The sequence below is a fragment of the Streptomyces sp. NPDC003635 genome (genome assembly GCF_053587635.1).
On sequence record NZ_JBSFOK010000052.1, the window covers coordinates 1 to 18,751 of the forward strand.

At 72.6% G+C, this 18,751-nt stretch carries 17 protein-coding genes; 15 read left to right on the plus strand and 2 right to left on the minus strand.

Going from position 1 to position 18,751, the window contains the following annotated elements; translation table 11 throughout:
* A partial coding sequence (locus tag ACWDRW_RS33815) for an ATP-binding domain-containing protein (protein ID WP_451730271.1) occupies positions 1-2,115 on the plus strand: 2,115 nt, incomplete at its 5' end.
* Between the two features lie 192 nt (positions 2,116-2,307).
* Here the strand turns inward: ACWDRW_RS33815 and ACWDRW_RS33820 are convergent.
* Positions 2,308-2,622 (minus strand): hypothetical protein, encoded by a 315-nt coding sequence (locus ACWDRW_RS33820; protein ID WP_451730274.1) that lies wholly within the window; start codon positions 2,620-2,622, stop codon positions 2,308-2,310.
* Between the two features lie 232 nt (positions 2,623-2,854).
* On the opposite strand from ACWDRW_RS33820, the gene ACWDRW_RS33825 reads away from it, so the two are divergent.
* From ACWDRW_RS33825 to ACWDRW_RS33865, 9 genes are all read left to right on the plus strand, one after another.
* Entirely contained in the window at positions 2,855-3,217 is a 363-nt protein-coding gene (locus ACWDRW_RS33825) for an arsenate reductase family protein (protein ID WP_451730276.1), read from the plus strand.
* Between the two features lie 74 nt (positions 3,218-3,291).
* Complete coding sequence (locus ACWDRW_RS33830) at positions 3,292-4,125, plus strand: hypothetical protein (RefSeq protein WP_451730279.1); 834 nt, start codon at positions 3,292-3,294, stop codon at positions 4,123-4,125.
* Between the two features lie 152 nt (positions 4,126-4,277).
* Entirely contained in the window at positions 4,278-4,952 is a 675-nt protein-coding gene (locus tag ACWDRW_RS33835) for a hypothetical protein (protein ID WP_451730282.1), read from the plus strand.
* Positions 4,953-5,248: 296 nt separating this feature from the next.
* Positions 5,249-6,280 (plus strand): glutamine synthetase, encoded by a 1,032-nt coding sequence (gene glnII, locus ACWDRW_RS33840; RefSeq protein ID WP_451730285.1) that lies wholly within the window; start codon positions 5,249-5,251, stop codon positions 6,278-6,280.
* Positions 6,281-6,349: 69 nt separating this feature from the next.
* Positions 6,350-8,179, plus strand: a complete 1,830-nt coding sequence (locus ACWDRW_RS33845; RefSeq protein ID WP_451730287.1) for a hypothetical protein — start codon at positions 6,350-6,352, stop codon at positions 8,177-8,179.
* An 85-nt stretch (positions 8,180-8,264) separates the two neighbouring features.
* Positions 8,265-9,284, plus strand: a complete 1,020-nt coding sequence (locus tag ACWDRW_RS33850; RefSeq protein WP_451730290.1) for an NAD-dependent epimerase/dehydratase family protein — start codon at positions 8,265-8,267, stop codon at positions 9,282-9,284.
* 52 nt (positions 9,285-9,336) lie between these two features.
* The gene (locus ACWDRW_RS33855; protein ID WP_451730293.1) at positions 9,337-10,617 is read left to right on the plus strand and encodes a sensor histidine kinase; all 1,281 of its coding nucleotides are present in this window, start codon (positions 9,337-9,339) and stop codon (positions 10,615-10,617) included.
* Complete coding sequence (locus ACWDRW_RS33860) at positions 10,602-11,258, plus strand: LuxR C-terminal-related transcriptional regulator (RefSeq protein ID WP_451730295.1); 657 nt, start codon at positions 10,602-10,604, stop codon at positions 11,256-11,258. The genes ACWDRW_RS33855 and ACWDRW_RS33860 overlap by 16 nt, the downstream gene beginning before the upstream one ends.
* A gap of 137 nt (positions 11,259-11,395) precedes the next feature.
* On the plus strand, positions 11,396-12,952 hold the full coding sequence (locus ACWDRW_RS33865) for a DUF1996 domain-containing protein (protein WP_451730298.1): 1,557 nt from the start codon (positions 11,396-11,398) through the stop codon (positions 12,950-12,952).
* A 54-nt stretch (positions 12,953-13,006) separates the two neighbouring features.
* Here the strand turns inward: ACWDRW_RS33865 and ACWDRW_RS33870 are convergent, their stop codons facing one another.
* Positions 13,007-13,438: a hypothetical protein gene (locus ACWDRW_RS33870; RefSeq protein ID WP_451730300.1), complete on the minus strand. Its 432-nt coding sequence runs from the start codon at positions 13,436-13,438 to the stop codon at positions 13,007-13,009.
* Between the two features lie 101 nt (positions 13,439-13,539).
* On the opposite strand from ACWDRW_RS33870, the gene ACWDRW_RS33875 reads away from it, so the two are divergent.
* The 5 genes from ACWDRW_RS33875 to ACWDRW_RS33895 all read left to right on the plus strand — a co-directional run bounded on the left by ACWDRW_RS33875 (position 13,540) and on the right by ACWDRW_RS33895 (position 18,745).
* Entirely contained in the window at positions 13,540-14,040 is a 501-nt protein-coding gene (locus tag ACWDRW_RS33875; RefSeq protein ID WP_451730303.1) for a tetratricopeptide repeat protein, read from the plus strand.
* A 49-nt stretch (positions 14,041-14,089) separates the two neighbouring features.
* Positions 14,090-16,006: a hypothetical protein gene (locus ACWDRW_RS33880; RefSeq protein WP_451730306.1), complete on the plus strand. Its 1,917-nt coding sequence runs from the start codon at positions 14,090-14,092 to the stop codon at positions 16,004-16,006.
* A 64-nt stretch (positions 16,007-16,070) separates the two neighbouring features.
* Positions 16,071-16,985, plus strand: a complete 915-nt coding sequence (locus tag ACWDRW_RS33885; protein WP_451730309.1) for a metal-dependent hydrolase — start codon at positions 16,071-16,073, stop codon at positions 16,983-16,985.
* Positions 16,985-17,998 carry a PDR/VanB family oxidoreductase gene (locus tag ACWDRW_RS33890; protein WP_451730312.1) on the plus strand — a complete coding sequence of 338 codons (1,014 nt, stop codon included), beginning with the start codon at positions 16,985-16,987 and terminating at the stop codon, positions 17,996-17,998. Before ACWDRW_RS33885 ends, ACWDRW_RS33890 begins: the two co-directional genes overlap by 1 nt.
* A gap of 57 nt (positions 17,999-18,055) precedes the next feature.
* Positions 18,056-18,745 (plus strand): TetR/AcrR family transcriptional regulator, encoded by a 690-nt coding sequence (locus ACWDRW_RS33895; protein WP_451730315.1) that lies wholly within the window; start codon positions 18,056-18,058, stop codon positions 18,743-18,745.
* Positions 18,746-18,751 lie beyond the last annotated feature (6 nt).

Sequence of the window (18,751 nt, forward strand, 5' to 3'; positions counted from 1 at the left end):
GATGCTGAGGGCAGGGCAGGTGCCGAGGCCGCCGGGGACGGTGCGGGCGCCGAGGCCGCTGAGGGCAGGGCAGGTGCCGAGGCCGCCGGGGACGGTGCGAGTGCCGAGGCCGCTGAGGGTGCCGCTCGGCCGTCCGAGGCCGAGGCCGAGTTGGCCGCGCAGCGGGTCGAGCGGGAGCGGATCGCGCGACGCAAGGCGGAGAAGGCCGGGCCCATCGAGGCCGGGGCCAAGCTCAGCGGGACGGCCGCGGATCTGCTGGCGGCGGTACGGGCCGTGGAGGGGGGCGCGAAGCCCGCGGCCACCGTCTTCGCCGAGCCCGAGCCCGAGCGTCGCCGGACGGCCCCGGAACCGCCGCGGCGCACGCAGCCCGTGGTGGCCGAGGCACCGGCGGCACCCGCGGCCGAAGCCGTCGCGGGCGTACGGCGGGTGCTGACCGAGGGAGGCGCTCCGGACGCGCTCGCGGGGCAGGTCGCGGCCGTGCTCGGGGAGGGCGCGGACGAGGAGTTGCGGGCGGACCCCTGGCAGTTGCTGCGGGTCACCGGGGTACGGCCCGAGCAGGCAGACGGGTTCGCGCGGGCGCTGCTCGGCGCCGAGTGCGGGCCGGACGACGAGCGGCGGGGACGGGCGCTGACCGTCTGGCTGCTGGAACAGGCGGCCGTGGCGGGGCATACGGCGCTGGAGCTGCCGACCCTCACCGCGGCGCTGGCCCGCCAGGGCGTGCCCGACGCCGACACCGCCGTACAGAACACCCTCGCCGAGGGCGAGGCGCTGGCCTTTCAGGACGCGCTCGACGACGCTCCGGCGGCGGAGGACGAGGAGGAGGAGCGGCCGGTTCGGGTGCTGGTCGGTCTGGAGCGCTACGCCCTCGCCGAGGAGAGCCTCGCGGACGGACTGGGCCGGTTGATCAACTCCGTTCTCAAGCAGGACGGTTCGGCGCAGGCCTGGGAGGAGGCCGCCGCCGCTGCCGGGGGCTCCGCGGGCGAGCTGATCCGCGCGGTCGCCGGTCACGCCCTGGTCCTGCACACCGGTGGAACGGCATCGCTCGCCGAACCGGCGGCCCTGCTCCGCGCGGCACACGCCATGGGCCTGCGTGCCTGGGCCGCCGCCCACAGTCCCCTGGGCCGGGGACGGTTCGGGGCGCTGCTGGAGGAGGGCGGGCCCGGTGTCGCGACCCTGGCCGGGCTGCTCGGCGGGGCCGAGGGGCCCGGACGGGATGCCGAGGGGGCGCTGGATCTCGATCTGCTCGTCGTGCTCGACGCCCCTCAGCTGGACGTCGAGGCGGCCGCGCTGGTGGCGGAGTCGCTGCCGGACGGGGCCCGGCTGGTGCTGGCCGGGGACCCGGGGGTGCTGTGGTCCGTGGGTCCGGGGCGGGTGTTCGCGGATCTGCTGGCCGCGCGGGTGTGTCCGCAGGTCGCCTCGCGGCGGCCCGATCCCGGTCCGCTCGGTGAGCTGGTCTCGGGCATCGGCATCGGTGAGCTGAACCAGGTCGAGGCGCCCGGCAAGGAGGTCGTGATCGTGCCGGTGCGGGACGCGGGCGAGGCCGTCCACCGGACCGTGCAGCTCGTCGCCGACTCCGTGCCGCGGGCCATCGGGGTGCCGCCGGAGGACACCCAGGTGATCACTCCGGGCCACGGCGGTGCGGCCGGCACCCGCGCGCTCAACGTCGCGCTGAAGGAGCGGCTCAACCCCGGCCCCGGCCGTTTCGGCGGCTTCGACCCCGGTGACCGGATCGCCTACAGCCCCGCGCCGGGACGTACGCTGCCCGGCCGCGTGGTGAAGGCCGACGCCGACGGGCTGCACCTGTCCTGCGTCGGTGAGGCCGTGGTCGTGCCGAAGGAGCGGGTGGAGCAGTCCGTCCGGCACGGCTGGGCACTCACCGCGCACCAGGCGGCGGGCGGTCAGTGGCCGGCGGTCGTGGTCGTCCTGCCCGGCGACGCGGCGCAGGCGCTCAGCCGTCCCTGGGTCTACACGGCGTTCGGCCGGGCGGAGCGGCACCTGTCCGTGGTCCACGGCGTCGAGCAGGCACTCCCCCGGGCCGTGGCCGAGGTCCAGGCCAAGCCCCGCACGACCCGGCTCCCGGCACTGATCAGCCCACAGCCGGCCCGGCCCAGCTAGTGCCGCGTCAGGCAACGTTGCCCGTCAAGGAGCGGCGTCCGGTGCGTGCTCTCGGCGTGCCGGGTGCAAGCCCTCGTACTGGACGTACTTGGGCTTGTGCCCGGTGCGGCGAGAGCGCGTGCCGGGCGACGTGACGGGGCGAACGTTGCCTGACGCGGCACCAGGCGGGTACGACCGAGCCGCGGCCGCACGTCACCTCGAGTAGCGCATCAGCGCTCGGACCATGTGGCACGTCGTGTCCGACGGCGGGTGCACGCCGATCAGTTCCGCCGTGTCGCGGATCGTCTCGTTGCGGGCCTGGTTGGGCATGTAGACGCCCGAGTCGAGCAGGGCTATGGCGAGGCGCAGGGCCTTGAGGCGGCGGTTGTGGGTGATGTACCAGTCGCGCGGGCGGCCCGGGGGCAGCGGGCGCTTCTCCAGCGGCGCGTACGGCAGGTCCAGCAGGACAGGGCGCTTCGCGGTGGACTGGGTCGGCAACGACTTCGGCTTCAGTGCGGCAGCGGGCACGGGCATCCTCCTGTCGCGGTCGGGGCGCCGTCGTCCGGACACTCCGGCGACGCCCTCGAACACTGCTACCAGTGTACTGCCCACCACTGACAATCAGCAGTCCGCCAAATCCATCAAACTCCCTGGTGAAACGGGTAATTGTCGGTCTGTCACGGTAGCTTCGGGTGGGATTCCTGAGGCCGGGAAAAATCGAACAGAGCCGGCCCCCGAACCCACCGATTACCGTGGGCACATGGAGATCTGGATCAACCCCGCCTGTTCCAAGTGCCGCAGCGCCCTGACCCTGCTGGACACCGAGGGCGCCGACTACACCGTCCGCCGCTACCTGGAGGACGTACCGACCGAGGGCGAGATCCGCGCCGTACTCGAGCGGCTCGGCCTCGAACCGTGGGACATCACCCGCACCCAGGAGGCCGCGGCCAAGGAGCTCGGGCTGAAGGAGTGGGCGCGGGACGAGGACTCCCGGGAGCGGTGGATCACGGCCCTCGCCGAGCACCCCAAGCTCATCCAGCGCCCGATCATCACCGCGGAGGACGGCACCGCGGTCGTGGCCCGCACCGACGACGCCGTACGGGACGCGCTGTCCCGAAAGTGACCTCCGCATACGGTTGTTGAGGCTTTGTCGCTCGGGGTGAGCGCGGGCTCCGCGCGCTGTTACCCTCCGCCGCCATGACCTTCCATGATCATGGAACGCCGTACGGCCAACCCGCCCAGCCGGACCCGCAGGCCGCCTGGGCCGCCGAGCAGGAGCGGATCCACCGGCGGCGCGGTCGCCGGGTGGCGGCCGCCGTGACGGGCGGTGTCCTGGCCGTGGCCGTCGCCGCCGGGTCCCTGCTGCTCCTGGGCGGCGACGGGGAGGACACCGCCGCGGCCCCGGAGCCGACCGCGAGCGCCACCCCGGAACCGTCGCCCACCTCCGCGGTCCCCCGCGTGGACGTCGGCACGCCGTCCAACGCCCCGAGCGCGCTGCCCTCGCTCCTGGCCCGCCCGATCATCGGCCCGCAGCAGGCGTTCCCGAAGGAGACGGTGACGCTCGAGGACGGGTCCGCCTACGAGCGCGTCGACCTCGTGACCACCACCGACTGCGCGCGCGGGATGTCCCAGGAGCTGGCGGAGCTGATCGAGCAGGGCGAGCCCTGCGCGCGGATGACCGCGGCCCTGTTCACGGACGCGGACCGGCGCTCGCAGGTGACGGTCTCCGTGCTGAGCTTCGAGAACGTCGAGGACGCCTCGCGGGTGTTCATGATGGCCTCCATGGACCCGGTCACCTACCAGGTCGTCTCGCTGGACCCGGCACCGGAGGCGGGACTGCCGACCGTGCCGCCGGGGTCGTCCGGGGTCTTCGAGCGGCGGATGACCGTGCGGTCCGTCGTGTTCGCCAACGGGCAGTGGGGCGACGGTTCCGAAACCCGCGTGGACGAGCTGACCCGGCAGACCCAGGGGCTGCTCCAGTACGTCCACGACGACGTGATGGCATACGAGGGCGACGGCTCCGAGGGATGACCGGCCCCGACTCCGCCAGGTGGCCGAGCCCCGATTCCACCCCAACTCCCTTGTGACACAGGTCACTTAAGTGACTCCTGTAACCGCTGAGTAACTTCGTTCGGTATCTCGTACATAGCGGCGTACAGCTCCCCACCACCCAGGAGGCGCGTATGTCACGCAGGAGAACACTCAGTACGAAGAAGAAGGTCGCGCTGCTGGTCAGCGCGGCGACCGTCGCGGGCGGTGGCGCCTTCGTCATGGCCGCCACCTCGAACGCCGCGCCGTCGCCGAAGTCGGCCGCGGAGTCGAGTGTCTGCCAGGGCCTGGCCACCGCGCTCGGCAACAACCAGCGGTTCATCGAGGGCCAGAAGGCGAACCCGGACGCCCAGTCGCAGGCCCGGATCGCCAACCGCGAGGCGGTCATCGCGCAGATCAAGGTCCAGCAGGAGGCGTCCGGGTGCGTCGTCGGGGAGTCGGCTCAGGGCTCCCAGGCGGCACAGCCCGCCGCGCCGCCCGCCGAGGGCCAGCAGTCGGCGCAGCCCTCGCAGCCGGCCCAGCCCGCTCAGCCCTCGCAGCCGGCGAACCAGGCCGGCTCCGGGCAGCAGGTCTGCAACGGCTCCACCGTCACCCTCTCGGGTGAGGGCGGCGCCCCGGCCGCGTCCAGCAACCAGTTCCCGGCCGGCACCAAGCTGAAGGTCACCAACCTGGACAACAACAAGTCCACGACGGTGGAGGTGACCTCGGTGTCCGGCTCCTGTGTCCTGCTGAACAACGCGGCCTTCGAACAGGTCCGTGAGCCCGGCAAGTTCCTGATCCGCCGGGCCGTGATCGAGAAGGTGGGGTGAGTCTCGGACCGCCGGAACCGCGTCACGTGTCCGGCCCTGCCGCTCCCGGCCAGGAGCGGCAGGGCCCGCGTGCGTGAAGGCCCGGGCGGGCACGGACCCGGGCGCGTGAAGGGCCCTCGTCGCCCTCACACCGTGAGTCGCGCCACACCACCCCCAGGTAACACGGGGTTCACATTCGAGCAATGACCGGGAAATCGCCTGTTGACAGGCTCGCGGGCATCAAGCGCGGCGCCCCAGTGCCGCAGCGCCGCAGCACCCGCAGTGCGCCTAGAGACCCACCCCGAAGGATGTGTCCCGTGACCTTCAAGGCTGAGTACATCTGGATCGACGGCACCGAGCCGACGGCCAAGCTCCGCTCCAAGACCAAGATCATCGCGGGCTCCCCCGCCGGTCTCGACGCGCTGCCGATCTGGGGCTTCGACGGATCCTCCACGAACCAGGCCGAGGGCCACGCCTCGGACTGTGTGCTCAAGCCGGTCTTCACCTGCCCGGACCCGATCCGCGGCGGCGACGACATCCTCGTGCTCTGCGAGGTCCTGAACATCGACCTCACCCCGCACGCCACGAACACCCGTGCCGCGCTGGCCGAGGTCGAGGCGACCTTCGCCGCCCAGGAGCCGATCTTCGGCATCGAGCAGGAGTACACCTTCTTCAAGGACGGCTACCCGCTCGGCTTCCCCAAGGGCGGCTTCCCGGCCCCGCAGGGCGGCTACTACTGCGGTGTCGGCGCCGACGAGATCTTCGGCCGTGACGTCGTCGAGGCCCACCTCGACAACTGCCTGAAGGCCGGTCTCGGCATCTCGGGCATCAACGCCGAGGTCATGCCCGGACAGTGGGAGTTCCAGGTCGGCCCGCTGGCCCCGCTGGAGGTCTCCGACCAGCTGTGGGTGGCCCGCTGGCTGCTCTACCGCACCGCCGAGGACTTCGGTGTCTCCGCCACCCTCGACCCCAAGCCGGTCAAGGGCGACTGGAACGGCGCCGGCGCCCACACCAACTTCTCCACCAAGGCGATGCGCGAGGGCTACGACGCGATCATCACCGCCTGCGAGTCCCTCGGCGAGGGCTCCAAGCCGCTGGACCACGTCAAGAACTACGGCGCCGGCATCGACGACCGCCTCACCGGTCTGCACGAGACCGCCCCGTGGGACAAGTACTCCTACGGCGTCTCCGACCGCGGCGCCTCGGTGCGTATCCCGTGGCAGGTCGAGAAGGACGGCAAGGGCTACATCGAGGACCGCCGTCCGAACGCCAACGTCGACCCGTACGTGGTGACCCGCCTGCTGGTGGACACCTGCTGCTCCGCCCTGGAGAAGGCCGGCCAGGTCTGATCCGCAGCCTTCCCGGTAAGGGGCGCCCGCCGACACGGCGGGCGCCCCTTCTGCGTATCGTGCGCTGCCATGGAGATCGACTGGGGGAAGCTGGAGCACGCCTACGGCTCCGCCGAGGACGTGCCCGCCCTGCTGCGGGCCATGGCATCCGAGGACGCGGAGGCGCGCGAGGAGGCGACGGAGGAACTGGTCTCCTCGCTGTGCCACCAGGGAACCGTCTACCCGGCCTCGGTCCACGCGGTGCCGGAACTGGCCCGCCTCGCCCTGGAGGGCCCCGGCCACCGCGCGGAACTGCTGTGGCTGCTCGGCGGCATCGCGGACGGCGATGGGCGGGCCGAACTGCGTGCCGCCGCGCGACGGGCCGTGGCCGTCGCCCTGCCGCCCCTGTCGCACCTCGCGCACGACACCGACGCGCGGGTACGGGAAGCCGTCCTGCTCCTCATCGCCGCGTGCGGCCAGGAGTACGCCCTGCCCCTGCTCCCCCTGTTGCGGGCCCGTCTCGCCGAGGAGCCCGACCCCGAGGTGCGCGGCAAGGTCGTGACCGCGCTGGCGCTGCTGGACGCGGGCGACGGCGAATGGCGGCACGCCCTGCTCACCGACCCCGAGCCCCGGCTCAGGATCGCGGCGGCCGAGGACCTGCTGCGTACGGCCGAACTGCCGCTGCCCGGTGACCTGGTGGACGTCGGCGCGGGGGCGTACGCCGAGGACCCGCACGAACGGTACGGCGGTTACTGGCCCGTCCCCTACACACCCTTCACCGACCGGCTCCTCGACGACCCCGACGCCGCCGTCCGGGCCCTGCGTCAGGGCGTGCCGCTGGCCTTCGGGATCGTCGGGCGCTGGCGGGACCGCGAGGCGGACGTCCTGCCGTGGCTGCCGCCCGAGTTGGATGCCTGGGAGCTCCAGGATCTGGCCCAACTGGTCCGCGAGTTGCCGCCGGAGCTGCACGCGCGCGTGCGGGACCTCGCACGGACCCACCTCACCGGCGACCCGCTCATGCGGGCGGCAGCGGTCACCGCGCTGGCCCACGCGCGGGCGCCGGAGGCCGTCGAGGAGGCCGTACGCCTGATCGAGGAGGACTCCGGAGCCGCGCCCGGGCCGTACGGCGTGTTCCGGGCGGCCGTGGCCGTGGCCGAGGCCTTCGGCGCCGACGCCCTGCCCGTGGCCCTGGCCGTCGCGCGGAGTGTGTCGCGGCGGCCCGAGGCCATCTCGCCGTACCTCATAGGGCTGTTGAAGAGGTACCCGGAGGCGGCGGCGGAGATCGTCGACGAGCTGGCCGCTTTGGTGCCGCGGCTTGAGGGCGGGTACGCGTGGAACGCCGTGTCCGTGCTCGGGCGGCTGGGTCCGGCCGGTGGGGAGGCGGCCGAGCGGGCGTTGCGGGAGGCGACCGCGATCGACCACCAGGACCTGCGGCTGCGGGCCGCCGTGGCCCATCACCGGGTGAGCGGGGAACCGGAGTTGGCCCTGAGCGTGCTGCGGCGGGAGCTGGCGCACGGCGAGTCGTCGTGGCCCGTGGGCCACGCCGGGAAGCTGGGCCCCGCCGCCGCGCCCCTGCTGCCGCTCGTCGAGCCGTTCCTCGCCCCCGGCCGGGCGCCCGCCTCCCGGGCCGAGGGTGCGCTGGCCGTGTGGCGCATCACCGGCCGGACCGAGGACACCGTCGAGCTCATCGCCCTCGTCCTCGCCTCGGCCGAGCGGTTCCACCCCCGGGAACTCGACGCCGTGAAGGCCCTCACGGAGATCGGTCTCGTCCCCCGGTTCACCGTGCCCGCGCTGCGGCTGGCTGCCGAGTCGCCGCGCCGGGTGGCCCCCGACCTCGGGACCGGCGAGGCCCGCCACCTCGACTACACCGTCCGGGACGCCGCCCGGACGCTGCTGGCCACGGCGGACGTGATCGACTGAGGAATCGTCCTCGCGGCCGCACGAGTGATCTGCTGACGGCAGAGCGCTGTTCCCTCCCCCGTCCCGACCAGGCAGAGTCACCGGTATGAGACTTCTGATGCTGGGCGGAACGGAGTTCGTGGGGCGGGCCGTCGTGGAGGCGGCCGTCGGGCGCGGGTGGGAGGTGACCGTCTTCCACCGGGGGCGGCACGAAGCGCCGGACGGGGTGCGGGCGTTGCACGGTGACCGCACGGCTGAGGACGGGCTCGCGGCGCTGGCCGAGGGCGAGTGGGACGCCGTCGTCGACACCTGGTCCGGGGCGCCCCGCGCGGTGCGCGACACGGCACGGCTGCTGCGGGACCGGGTCGGGCACTACGTCTACGTGTCGAGCTGCTCGGTCTACGAGTGGGCGCCGCCCGCCGGATACGCCGAGGACGCCGTCGTGGTGACCGGGGCGGCGCCGGACGCCGGGCAGACCGCGTACCCCCAGGACAAGCGCGGCGCCGAACTGGCCGTCCTCGACGCCTTCGGCGCGGGGCGTTCGGCGCTGGTGCGGGCGGGGCTGATCCTGGGGCCGTACGAGAACGTGGGCCGGCTGCCCTGGTGGCTGAACCGGATGGCCCGCGGCGGCCCGGTGCTGGCCCCCGGCCCCCGGGACCTGCCCCTCCAGTACGTCGACGGCCGCGACCTGGCCGAATGGGTACTCGGCGCCGCCGAACAAAGGCTCAGCGGGCCGTACAACCTCATCTCGCCTCCCGGGCACGCCACCATGGGCACGCTGCTGGACGCCTGCGCCGCGGTCACCGGCGGCACGGCCGACCTGCGCTGGACCGAACCGCGGGTGATCCTCGACGCCGGGATAGAGCCCTGGACCCAGCTGCCGGTCTGGGTGCCGCCGGGCAGCGACATGCACGACGCGCTGCACAGCGCCGATGTGTCCAGGGCGGTCGAGACGGGTCTGCGCTGCCGTCCCGTCGAGGAGACGGTCGCCGACACCTGGGCCTGGCTCCAGGGGCTGGGCGGTACGGCGCCCCAGCGCACGGACCGGACGGCGAAGGGCCTGGACCCGGAGGTGGAGGCGAAGGTGCTGGAGTCGGCCGTAGGTGTACCTGGCACCACCCCCTGAGCGGGGGCCCCGGCCCCGTGACCCGGTCCCCCGGCTCGTCCAGACTGACGGCATGACGACGACAGAGACGATGAGCGGCAGCCAGGCCCGGGGCATGGTGATCGCGGCACTGCGAGGACTGGGACTCTCACTGGTGCTGCTGCCGGGGGCGGTGCTCTGTTTCACGCTCACCCTGGTGTCCATCGCGCTGATCCCGATCGGCGTCGGGATCGTGACGACTCCGTGGGTGCTGACCGGCGTACGGGCGTTCGCCGACTGGCGGCGGGGCGTCGCCGCCCAGTGGGGCGGGGTGAGGATCCCGTCGGCGTACCGGCCGATACCGCGGGGCGCGAACCCCTGGACCCGTACCTTCGCGATGCTCCGCGACCCGGCGACCTGGCGGGACCTGCGGTGGCTGCCGGTGGACATGACGGCCGGTTTCCTCACCGCGCTGCTCCCCGCGGTGCTGGTGCTGTACCCGCTGGAGGGGTTCGCGCTGGCGGCGGGGCTGTGGCGGACCATGACGGGCGGGCCGTACGGCGAGTACGGCCCGTACTGGTACGGCTTCGTGCCGGTCAGCGACCAGACCTCCGCGTTCGGCGCCGCCGCGCTCGGCGCCGTCCTGCTCGTCCTCGCCCACCGGTACGCCGTGAGCGCCTTCCAGCTCCACTTCCGGCTCACCAGGGCGGTCCTCACCCCCAGCGCGGCCGAACTCGCCGAGCGGGTACGGGTGCTGACCGAGACCCGGCGGGACGCCGTGGACACCTCGGCGGCCGAACTGCGGCGCATCGAGCGGGATCTGCACGACGGGGCACAGGCCCGGCTGGTGGCGATGGGCATGGACCTCAGCACGATCGAGATGCTGATCGAGAAGGACCCCGAGCAGGCGAAGCAGCTCATCGCGCAGGCCCGCAAGTCCTCCGTCGACGCCCTGTCCGAACTGCGCGACCTGGTGCGCGGGATCCATCCGCCGGTCCTCGCCGAACGCGGACTCGGTGACGGCGTACGGGCGCTCGCGCTGCGGCTGCCGACGGCCACCGAGGTGACCGTGGAGCTGTCCGGGCGGGCCGAGGCACCGGTGGAGTCGGCCGCGTACTTCGCCGTCAGCGAGGTCCTCACCAACGCCGTGAAGCACTCCGGCGCCGACCGGATCTGGGTCGACCTGCACCACCGGGACGGCATGCTGCGCGTCACGGTCACCGACAACGGCCGGGGCGGCGCGGTGATCGGCGCCGGGTCCGGGCTGGCCGGGGTCGAACGCCGACTGGGTACATTCGACGGCGTCCTGGCCGTCAGCAGCCCCGCGGGCGGTCCCACCATGGTCACCATGGAGATCCCTTGCGCGTTGTCCTAGCCGAAGACCTGTTCCTGCTGCGGGACGGACTCGTCCGGCTCCTCCAGGCCTACGACTTCGAGATCGCCGCCGCCGTCGAGAGCGGCCCCGAGCTCGACAGCGCGCTGGCCGAACTGGAGCCGGACGTCGCCGTGGTGGACGTACGGCTGCCGCCCACGCACACCGACGAGGGCCTGCAGTGCGCGCTGCGGGCCCGCCGGGCGAGACCCGGCCTTCCGGTGCTGGTGCTCTCGCAGCACGTGGAGCAGCTGTACGCGCGCGAACTGCTCGCCGACGGGGACGGCGGGGTGGGGTATCTGCTCAAGGACCGGGTGTTCGACGCGGAGCAGTTCGTGGACGCCGTACGGCGGGTGGCGGCCGGCGGCACCGCGATGGACCCGCAGGTGATCCAGCAGCTGCTGACCCGGCGGGCGGCCGAGGACCGGCGGCCGCTGGACCGGCTGACCCCCCGGGAGCGGGAGGTGCTGGAGCTGATGGCGCAGGGGCGGTCCAACGCGGCCATCGCCGCCCAGCTCGTCGTGACGGAACGGGCCATCGCCAAGCACACCTCCAACATCTTCGCCAAACTGGACCTGGAGGTCTCGGACGACGACAATCGCCGCGTCCTGGCGGTTCTCGCCTATCTGGACCAAGGGCGCTGAAATGGCAATCCCCCAAGGGCAGTTGCCGTGAAATTTCTGAGACTGCTGAACACCTCTGGGACTTCGTCCGTATGGAACGGAGCCGCTTCACTCCTGTCGGGCGCCTCGCTGCCCCGCAAGGAAGTCAGAGGAGTTCCATGGGACGCAACACACGAAAACGCCGTACGCCGCTGGCCACCAAGGCCATAGCCGCATCGGCGGCCCTAGCGCTCGGTGGGGGCGGGCTGATCTGGGCGAACTTCTACGCATCCGCGCATGAATCGGGCACGGATCAGAACCGGACGAGGTCGGCCTCGGCGCAGATCGCCACGATCGACTGTCCCGACGTGGGCCAGCAGCTCACCGACGTGCCGGCCCAGGCCCGTGGTGAGGTCGACGGGGAACTGGCCACCCTGGACCAGCAGATCACCGAGGCCTACCAGCGGCTCGCGACCACGCGAGACGCGCAGGCGGGAGACGCGAGCTTCGTCCAGAACACGATCCTCCAGCCGCTCAAGGACCGCCGGAAGGCGATCATCGACCGGATCCAGCTGGAGATCAACCGCGTCGGCGGCAGTGCCTCGGAGGACCTGGACAACCTGTCCGGGTGCACGGGCACCCCCGCCGAGCAGCCGCAGACCAACGACGGCGAGGCCGACCAGGGCCAGGACCAGAACGGCGACGGCCAGGACCAGGGTGACGGCCAGGACCAGGGCCAGGACCAGGGTGACGGTCAGGACCAGGGCGACGGCCAGAACCCGGGCAACGGCGGTCAGGGCGGCAACGGCCCGACCGCGGACGACTTCGTCGACATCACCCAGGTCCAGGCGAACGCCCAGCCCGGCGTCGGCGCCAACGGTCTGCGGGCCAACGGCCGGTCCGGCTCGCGGGGCACCTTCACCACGAAGTGCGGCACCAACAGCAACGACAACCACAACACCGACAACGTGATCGTGGCCCCGGGTGTCAGCAACGGCGCCCACCACCTCCACGACTACGTCGGCAACCAGAACAACGACGCGTTCGCGAGCGACCAGGAGCTGGCCGGGGCGCAGACCACCTGCCAGAACCAGGGCGACCGGTCGTCGTACTTCTGGCCGGTGCTGCGTCTGCAGGACGGCAGCCAGGACTTCGACCAGAACAACGCCGGCGGCGGCACCGAGGGCAACGTGGGCAAGATCCTCGAACCCGTCCAGGCCCAGCTGAAGTTCGTCGGCAACAAGCGCGGCAAGGTCGTCGCGATGCCGCAGGCGCTGCGCATCATCACCGGTGACGCCAAGGCCTTCGTCAACGGCAACGCCAACGCGAACGTCAACTGGAGCTGCACCGGCTTCGAGAACAGCGTGCAGCTGGAGGACAAGTACCCGATCTGCCCCGAGGGCAGTGACGTGGTCCGCACGACCAACTTCCAGAGCTGCTGGGACGGCCAGAACATCGACAGCGCCAACCACCGCACCCACGTGGCGTTCGTCCAGGCCGACGGCACCTGCGCCAACGGCTTCAAGGCGATCCCGCAGCTCCAGGTCCGGCTGGTCTACGACGTTCCCGCGCCGACCATCGAGAACGGTCAGGTCGTGAACCCGTACGCGGTGGACAGCTTCCCGGAGAACCTGCACAAGCCGATCACCGACCACAACGACTTCATCAACTTCTTCTCCACGAGGCTGATGAACAAGATGGTCAACTGCATCAACACCGGCCAGCGCTGCCAGTGACGCCATGAGGAAGGCCGGCGGTGAGAAGTTCTCACCGCCGGCCTTCGCGTGTGCTCAGTGTTCCGAGGAGTGGCCCTCGGAGTGGTCGCCGGTGTGCGCCGTGTGGTCCGTGCCCTCCTCGAGGTCCCCGCCGAGGGTCTCGCGCAGCGCGGTGAGGGTGCTGGTCTCGTCTCCGACGGCCACCCACTTGCGGCCGACGAGGTAGTGACCGCCGTAGTCCTTCGCGCCGTTGATCCACTCGCGCTGCCCGCGGTCGGTGGCGAAGGTGGCGAGGATGAACTTGCCGTCGGCGTCCTTGCAGATGGCCTGGCGGATGTCGTCGGCGTCGATCTGGATGTCCGGCGCGCAACTGACCTCGGCGGCGAGCTGCTCCAGACTGCCGGACGCCGTCTCGGGCACGTCCTGCCCCTCGTCGGAGCCTCCGGAACCACACCCCGCGAGCACGAGCGCCGCGAGCATCGCGAGCACCGGTCGGGTCACCTTCATCTCTTCCTCCTACAGGGGCCTCCCGGTGGATACGGCTCCCGCGCGCGGAGCACTCAAAATACCGATGCCCCCGTGCACGCGCGCGTGCGAGAGTGACGCCCGTGGACCAGGACTGGGAAGACCGCGTGACCGCCGCTTGGGCGAGCTTCGACGACTACGCCGAGGAGCGGGCCGCCGACTTCCGGGCCGTGATCGACGCCCTCGTCGCCGAACTCCCGGACGGCAGCCCGCTCCGCCCGTTCGAGCAGGCCTGCGCCTGGGACTCCACGGGCCACTCCGACAAGGCGGTGCCGCTGTACCGGGAGGCCCTGGAGCGGGGCCTCACCGGGTACAAGGCCCGCCGGGCGAAGATCCAGATGTCCAGCTCGCTGCGGAACACCGGGCGGGCGGAGGAGGGCGTCAAGCTGCTGACGCCGGAACTGGACGCCCCCTCCGACGAGTTGGACGACGCGGTGCGGGCCACCCTGGCGCTGTGCCTGTCCAGCCTCGGCCGGGACCGCGAGGGCCTGTCCCTGGTGCTGGGCGCGCTGGCGCCCCATCTCCCGCGCTATCAGCGGTCGATGGCGAACTACGCGCGGGAGCTGGTCGAGCCCCGGGCGTGAGTCACCCGGGTGGCGGTGACCAACCAACGGTTCGCTCGTTTGGCTGGACGTGCAGTCACAGGATGTCGCCCCGCGCCCCACACCCGCCTCCGACCCCGTCGTGGACGTCGAACAGGCCGAGGCGGCGCTTGTCGAGCACTACCCCCGTCTGGTCCGGCTCGCCTACCTGGTCCTGCCCCCGGGCCTCGGCCGCAACCGGCGCGTCCTGACCGCCCACGCCCTCACCCAGCGGGCCCTGCCCCGGGGCCGGACGTCCTCGCCCGTGATCCCGGCCCAGTCGACGGGCCGTGAGCAGGACCCCGGGTACGCCTTCGTGCGGCTGCAGGTGGTGCGCACCGCGCTGGAGGCGGGCCTGCCGCTGACCCTCAAGGCGTGGCCCAAGCGGTCCCAGCTCCCGCCGCTGCTGCCCCAGGTGCGGGGCCTGCGGCTCTTCCCGCGCTCGGGCGGCGCCGACGAACTCGCCCTGGACCAGCGGCTGTCGGCCCTGTCCGGGGCGGCACGCGCGGTGTACGTCCTGCGCGGCCTGGAGAAGCTGCCCGACGGGGACGTGCGCGAGGTGCTGACGGCGGCCGGGGTGGCGGACGTGGACTCGGCACTCGAGGAGGCGGACACCGTCGAGGCGCGGTACGCGCTGCTCGACTCCCCCGAGTTCGACCCCTGCTCGCTCCAGGCCCGGCCCACCGATCTGATGCGCCGGCGTCAGCACCTGAAGGCCGCGCTGGTCGCGGGGGCCGCCCTGGTGGTGTGCGGGGCGCTGCTGGGGCTGCCCGGCGAGGGGTGGGGTCCGGACGGCGCGGCGGCTCCGTCGTACGCGAAGAATCCGGCCGCCGAGGCCGCCCTCGACCCGAGCCGGCTGACGAAGGTCGCCCCGGCCGCCTGGCAGTCGGCCTCACGCACCGACTTCTCGGTATGGCCCGCGCGCGGCGAACTCGCCGCCGACCGGGCGCTGTTGCGCCGCGCCCTGGCGGTCTGGGCCCGCCCCGGCGAGCGCGTCCGCGTCTCGGTCACCCCCGGCACTCCCTCCGGCGGCCCCTCGGGCCCGCCGCAGCTGCTGTACGCGGGCGTGGTCGACAACGCGCGCGTGGTGATCCTCTACGACGGGCTGCGCATCGCCCGCTACGCCGAGCCGAAGGACGGCACGGCCGGTGCCGCCCTGGACTTCGCGCGGGTCGACGGCGCGACCGGCGCCGAGGCGAGCGCGGTGGTGCTGGGCCGGTCCGACGGCAACGTCCGTTATCTGCTGGCGCCGTGGGTGGAGGAGGCGGCCGAGCGGGATCTGCTGAAGCCGTCGTCCGGGGCGATGGCGCTCACCCTGACCGAGGGCGTGACCTCGCCGCTGGCCAGTCCGGCCGCGCAGGAGTCGAACTGCACGTCGTGGAACGTCCTCCAGGTGACCGACGCCGAGGACACCCGCGTGCTGACGGACCTCGGTGAGCTGGTCCCGGCACGGCTGACCACCGGGCGGCCGGGCTCCGCCAAGGACGCCTCCGGCGCGGAGGAACTGCGCACCTGGGCGCCGTACGCCTGCTCGCTGGCCGCCGTGCGGGTACAGGGGGTGCGGACGGTGAACGCCTGGGAGTACGCCCATCAGCCGCTGCCGGACGCGAGCGGCACCGCGGACTGGGTGTGCACCCGCGCGGAGACCTGGCGGGGCGGCGGCACGCGGGTGCTGGCGCAGTTCCGCACCCCGGGCGGTGCGTACGGGGCGGTGGCGGCGAAGGCGGAGAACGTCCCGGCGTGCGGTCCGCGGGATCCGCACGTGCTGGCCGGGGTGCTGTGGAAGGCGCAGGGCGGGTCCTGGTACCTGCTGGCGGCCGGCAGCCGGGACACGGCGTCGGTCCGGGCGACGGGCGGGGTGGAGGCCTCGGCGCAGGGCGGTCTGCTGACGGCGGAGGCCGAACAGGGCGCGCAGGCCGAGCTGAAGGGGACGCTGGAGAGCGGGCGAGCCATCAGCGGACTGCGCTGAGGCCTGATCCGGAAGTCGGTGCACGAGGGTTCCCCTAGGACTTACCCGTCAGTACATTGACGCCATGTCTAACAAGCAGGCCCGGGTGCCCCGACCCGTCGAGGACGAGCGCACACCGCTCAAGGCACGCAAGGTGTCCTTCTCGTGGGAGGACACCCCGCTGCACTGGGTGCCGGGGGATCCGTTCACCACGCACACCATCAACGTGCTGCATCTGCTGCTGCCCGCCGGTGAGCGGTGGTTCGTGCACGTGTACAAGCAGGTCCTGCCCTACATCCGGGACGAGCGGCTGCGCGAGGACGTCATCGGGTTCATCGGCCAGGAGGCGATGCACTCCCAGGCCCATGACGAGGTCCTGCCGCACCTGCGGGAGCAAGGGCTGGACCCGACGCCGTACACCGCCCAGGTGGACTGGTTCTTCGAGAAGCTGCTCGGGGACCGGACCCTGCCGCCGGGACCGGCGCGCCGGTGGTGGCTGATGGAACGGGTCGCGCTCATCGCGGCCATCGAGCACTACACCGCCTTTCTGGGCGACTGGGTGCTCAACGCCGAGGAACTGGACCGGCGCGGCGCCGATCCCGCCATGCTGGATCTGCTGCGCTGGCACGGCGCCGAGGAGGTCGAGCACCGGTCCGTGGCCTTCGACCTGTTCATGCATGTCGACGGCGGCTATCGGCGACGCGTGCGGACCTGGGCCCTGTCCTTCGCCGCGCTGGTGTTCCTCTGGCAGCGCGGGACCCGCTTCTTCATGGCGAACGACCCGACCCTGCTGGACGGCAGGGCGAGCTTCAAGGCCTTCTACCTGCGCGGCCGGCGCGGGGTGCTGCCCACCACCGGGGCCATGCTGCGCTCGATCCCCACCTACCTGAGCCGGACATACCACCCCTCCCAGGAGGGCTCCACCGAGCAGGCGGTGGCCTATCTGGCCTCCTCCCCCGCCGCGCTCGCCGCCGAGGCCGCGCAGAAGGGGGCCAAGTGATGCCGCGCATCGGAACGGTCCTCGTCGTCACGGGGGCCGCGGTCCTCGCCAGGCGCGCGCTGCGCCGCCGCGTCCAGGGCTCGCCGCTGTGGCCGATGCCCGCGCTGGACGAGCCGACGTCCGGGCGCCCCCGGTCCCGGGCGCTCCGGCTGCTGGTGACCGCCCACGAGAAGGTCGCCGACGGTGTCGTACGGCTGCGTCTGGAGGGCCACGACCTGCCGCGCTGGGAACCCGGCGCCCATCTGGACCTGGTGCTGCCCTCGGGTCTGGTCCGGCAGTACTCGCTGTGCGGGGACCCGGAGGACACCTCGTCGTACACCGTCGCCACCCGGCTGGTGGAGGACGGGCGGGGCGGTTCGCGCGAGGTGCACGAGCAGCTGGCCGAGGGCATGGAACTGGAGGTGCGCGGGCCGCGGAACCGGTTCGCGCTCATCGAGGCGGAGTCGTACGTCTTCGTCGCGGGCGGCATCGGGATCACGCCGATCCTGCCGATGCTGCGGGCCCTGCCGGATGGGGCCGAGTGGCGGCTGCTGTACTGCGGGCGGTCGCGGGAGTCGATGCCCTTCGTGGACGAACTGGAGAAGCTGGACCGGGTGACGGTCGTCACCGGGGTGCCCGACCTCGACACGCTGGAGGTGCCGGAGGGCGCCGCCGTCTACTGCTGCGGGCCCGAAGGGTTGATGGCGGCGGTCGAGGCGCGGTTCCCGTGGGTGCGCATGGAGCGCTTCACGCCACGCGCCACCGCGCCGGGAGGCGCCTTCGAGGTCGAACTGCGGCGCAGTGGACGCACGGTGACCGTGCCGCCCGGCTCGTCCGTGCTGGCCGCCGTTCGCGAGGAGCTGCCGGACACGCTGTACTCCTGCGAGCAGGGATTCTGCGGGACCTGCCAACAGCGGGTGCTGGAGGGCGAGGTGGACCACCGGGACGAGCTACTGACGGACGCGGAGCGTGACGACTCGATGCTCATCTGTGTCTCGCGGGCGCGCGGTGAGCGCCTGGTGTTGGACATGTGAACACCCTTGGCCGATGCGGCCCGTTCGAGGGCCGAATCCGATCGGTAAGGTGTTCGTATGACTACCGGGGTACGCCGCAGAATGGGCGTCGAGGAGCGACGGCAGCAGCTGATCGGCGTCGCCCTCGACCTCTTCAGCCGACGCTCGCCCGACGAGGTCTCCATCGACGAGATAGCGTCGGCCGCGGGCATCTCCCGTCCGCTGGTCTACCACTACTTCCCCGGCAAACTCAGCCTGTACGAGGCCGCGTTGCAGCGGGCCTCGGACGATCTCGCGTCCCGGTTCGTGGAGCCGCACGAGGGTCCCCGGGGGGCCCGGCTGCTGCGGGTGATGCGCCGCTTCTTCGACTTCGTCGACGAGCACGGCCCCGGTTTCGCGGCCCTGATGCGGGGTGGCCCGGCGGTCGGCTCGTCCACGACGAACGCGCTCGTCAACTCCGTACGGCAGGCCGCGTATGACCAGATCCTTTCGCAGCTGGGCATCGAGGACCCGCCCGCGCGGCTGGAACTGGTCATCCGCTCCTGGATCTCGCTCGCCGAGTCGACGGCCCTGATCTGGCTGGAGGGCCGGCGCATCCCGCGCGAGGAGCTGGAGGTCCAGCTCGTGCACGACTTCGCCGCGCTGGCCGCCGTCAGCGCCGCCCACGACGAGGAGATGGCGGCGCTGCTGCGCCGCATGCTCCGGGACGAGCCGGCCGACGGCCTGTTCAGCGACCTGGCCGCCCGGCTGATCGCGCTGGCGTCCTAGAGCCGG

Coding starts and splice junctions, on each gene's coding strand:
- ACWDRW_RS33825 (WP_451730276.1), top strand. CDS start 2,855: ATGGAGATCTGGATCAACCCCGCCTGTTCCAAGTGCCGCAGCGCCCTG.
- ACWDRW_RS33830 (WP_451730279.1), top strand. CDS start 3,292: ATGACCTTCCATGATCATGGAACGCCGTACGGCCAACCCGCCCAGCCG.
- ACWDRW_RS33835 (WP_451730282.1), top strand. CDS start 4,278: ATGTCACGCAGGAGAACACTCAGTACGAAGAAGAAGGTCGCGCTGCTG.
- ACWDRW_RS33845 (WP_451730287.1), top strand. CDS start 6,350: ATGGAGATCGACTGGGGGAAGCTGGAGCACGCCTACGGCTCCGCCGAG.
- ACWDRW_RS33850 (WP_451730290.1), top strand. CDS start 8,265: ATGAGACTTCTGATGCTGGGCGGAACGGAGTTCGTGGGGCGGGCCGTC.
- ACWDRW_RS33855 (WP_451730293.1), top strand. CDS start 9,337: ATGACGACGACAGAGACGATGAGCGGCAGCCAGGCCCGGGGCATGGTG.
- ACWDRW_RS33865 (WP_451730298.1), top strand. CDS start 11,396: ATGGGACGCAACACACGAAAACGCCGTACGCCGCTGGCCACCAAGGCC.
- ACWDRW_RS33870 (WP_451730300.1), bottom strand. CDS start 13,438: ATGAAGGTGACCCGACCGGTGCTCGCGATGCTCGCGGCGCTCGTGCTC.
- ACWDRW_RS33885 (WP_451730309.1), top strand. CDS start 16,071: ATGTCTAACAAGCAGGCCCGGGTGCCCCGACCCGTCGAGGACGAGCGC.
- ACWDRW_RS33890 (WP_451730312.1), top strand. CDS start 16,985: ATGCCGCGCATCGGAACGGTCCTCGTCGTCACGGGGGCCGCGGTCCTC.
- ACWDRW_RS33895 (WP_451730315.1), top strand. CDS start 18,056: ATGACTACCGGGGTACGCCGCAGAATGGGCGTCGAGGAGCGACGGCAG.